Here is a 2,550-nt window from a genome sequence, read left to right as displayed (position 1 = left end):
ATCTGCATGACGAACTGCAACGGGTCGCCGGCTATTTCGAGGGGCTGGCCGAAGAACGCAACCTGACCCTGAGCACCCACGGACAGGGCACGCTGCTGGCCGATCCGATTTTGCTGCGGCGTGCATTGAGCAATCTGGTCGCCAATGCGATTCGCTACGCTGATGAAGACAGCGAGATTCTGATGCGGGTGACGGCTGTGGACAGGCACTGGAAGATAGATGTGGAGAACCGTGGACCGGTGCTGCCGGAGGCCACCCTTGCACGCTTGTTCGATCGTTTCTATCGCGGTGACGCCTCACGCCATGAGCGTTCGGATTCCAACGGCCTGGGGCTGGCGATCGTCACGGCAATCATGCAACTGCACGGCGGTCGGGTCGAAGTCGCTCAACCCGCCGTCGGCAGAATCTGCTTCAGTCTGATATTTCCAGCGGCCTGAAGCCTGCAGTGCGCAAGGATCAATTCTTTTTCTCGTGGGCAATGGCCAGCTTGTAGAAGGTGGCCGAGCCGCCTTCCGTGGTGTANNCCGGTATTGTCCTGGGTATAGACCCCTGCCTTGAAGTAGAACAGTTTGCTGGCCCAGGCTGAATCCAGCTTGGCGTACCAGACTGCGTCAAAGGCATTGACCGTCAGATCGCCAGACGGCGACAGGTTGATGGTGTAGTTGAACTGCTTGTTGAGCGGCACACCTTGCGCGATGTTGATGACCTCGATTTCCGAGTCCGGCGTACGACGAAACTTGGCGACGATGTTGCCGGTCTGCAGCTTCTCCTTGTACTGATACTCCACCTTCAGCAGCGGTTCGGTGCTCTGGTAGCAGTGGATCTGACCGATCACGATCTTGCCGCTGGAAGGCACCTGATCGACTTCCAGGGTCGCGCGCAGAAAGTTGTCGGCACTGGAGTAGGCCCAATTGAAGACTCTTCCGTCTGAAGTCGTCTCGCGCAATTCGGAACGCGGGTACTTGGCGTTTTCGGTGGTTGAACCCGTCACCGGCGCCCAGAAAAACAGCGTATCCCCGGATTGAAAATAGCCATCCCGATAGCCCTTTACCAACTTGGGGGTTTCGATAATGGTCGCGGGGCTTCCGACAGGTACGGAGAGATTCCAGGTAGCAAGGTCGATCATCGCGTAGCTCGCAAGGTGCGCATCGCGCACCAACTGAATGGCTCTGAAACGGGTGTGCTGGCCCGTTTGGTCATCCAGACTATCGGCTGAATCGTTTATTTTTTAAACAGCCTCGACAACGCTTTGGCGTCAACAAAACGTCTAAAAATAGCCAATGCCATCACTGCGATATCAATTGTTGCGATGCAGCCATGTGCCACTGTCGAGCTACAAGCGTTGATTAACGTGAAGAAGTGTTTTGTGAAGCGCGTCATTTTTTTGAATGTGTCGAGGCCGATACAGCGCAAAAAAACGCAAATTACCGACAGACGGTAGCAATTATCTTCTTCAGAAATGAACTTCCGCTACTTGAAGCTGACCAAGGCGACCCTTTTAGAGCGTCCCGTCTTCTCGAAACGCGCTTTTAACGGGTTAGAAAGAAAGCGCCTCCGCCGGGCAGCTTCGGGTTGACTGTAAGCAGTTGTTACGAGATATTAGTTAGCAAGCTATTTATCTCCCTACTAACAATATCGCTCCTAACTAAATTCCTGGTGTTTTCATGTCTGTCGAATCCCTGCATCGGACAATCAGCAGTGGCCTGGTGGCCGCGTCTCGCCAATGGCGACGCATTTGCCAGAACACGCTGGTGACCTATGGTATTTCCGAAGCCTGCGCAGGACCGTTGCTGGCCATTGCACGCTTGGGCGATGGCGCACATCAGGTAAAAGTGGCCCAGGCGGCAGGTATGGAAAGTCCGACGCTGGTGCGTCTGCTCGACCAATTGTGCAAGGCCGATATCGTTTGTCGCACCGAAGATCCGAATGACCGCCGCGCCAAGGCCTTGAGCCTGACGCGCAAAGGTCGCGCACTGGCGTGTGCCATCGAAGCCGAGCTGACCCGCTTGCGTGCCGAAGTGCTGCAAGGCCTGCAACCTGCCGACCTGGAGGCCACCTTGCGGGTGTTACAGGCGTTTGCCGATGCGGCGCAGCGCGAACACGGGGGCCAGGCTTGAACGGATTTTTCTCCAGCGTTCCACCTGCACGCGACTGGTTCTACGGTGTACGCACCTTCGGCGCGTCGATGCTGGCGCTGTACATCGCATTGTTGATGGAAATGCCCCGCCCCTACTGGGCAATGGCCACGGTGTACATCGTCTCCAGCCCCTTCGTCGGCCCGACCAGTTCCAAGGCGCTGTACAGAGCGGCCGGAACCCTGGCCGGTGCGGCGGCATCGGTCGTGCTGGTGCCCATGTTCGTGCAGACACCCTTGTTGCTGGCCATCGTGGTCGGGCTGTGGACCGGCACCCTGTTGTTTCTGTCCCTGCACTTGCGCACCGCCAACAGCTACGCATTGATGCTGGCCGGCTACACCATGCCGCTGATTTCGCTGCCAGTGGTCGACAACCCGCAAGCTGTATTCGACATCGCGGTGTCGCGTACCGAAGA

At 57.0% G+C, this 2,550-nt stretch carries 3 protein-coding genes and 1 pseudogene; 3 read left to right on the top strand and 1 reads right to left on the bottom strand.

Annotated features, from left to right (window positions below; translation table 11 throughout):
- The coding region (locus GE543_RS27435; protein ID WP_256664759.1) for an ATP-binding protein at nt 1-437 on the top strand (437 nt) is incomplete at its 5' end.
- A gap of 19 nt (nt 438-456) precedes the next feature.
- On the opposite strand, the pseudogene GE543_RS13415 reads toward GE543_RS27435, so the two are convergent.
- Nucleotides 457-1,126 (bottom strand): annotated as a pseudogene (locus GE543_RS13415) (polysaccharide lyase family 7 protein).
- 538 nt (nt 1,127-1,664) lie between these two features.
- On the opposite strand from GE543_RS13415, the gene GE543_RS13410 reads away from it, so the two are divergent.
- Together GE543_RS13410 and GE543_RS27430 are read left to right on the top strand one after the other, a co-directional pair.
- A complete protein-coding gene (locus GE543_RS13410; RefSeq protein WP_003417773.1) occupies nt 1,665-2,117 on the top strand; it encodes a MarR family winged helix-turn-helix transcriptional regulator in 453 nt (150 codons plus the stop codon).
- Nucleotides 2,114-2,550: FUSC family protein (locus GE543_RS27430; RefSeq protein WP_256664758.1), on the top strand; the 437-nt coding region annotated here is incomplete at its 3' end. The genes GE543_RS13410 and GE543_RS27430, both read left to right, overlap by 4 nt.

This window comes from Pseudomonas sp. SZ57 (assembly GCF_009495975.1).
In the GTDB taxonomy this organism is placed as follows: Bacteria; Pseudomonadota; Gammaproteobacteria; order Pseudomonadales; family Pseudomonadaceae; genus Aquipseudomonas; species Aquipseudomonas syringae.
This window is presented reverse-complemented; position numbering and strand designations above follow the sequence as displayed.

What these genes read in the sequence shown, in the direction of transcription:
- GE543_RS13410 (WP_003417773.1), top strand. Translation starts at nt 1,665, where the DNA reads ATGTCTGTCGAATCCCTGCATCGGACAATCAGCAGTGGCCTGGTGGCC.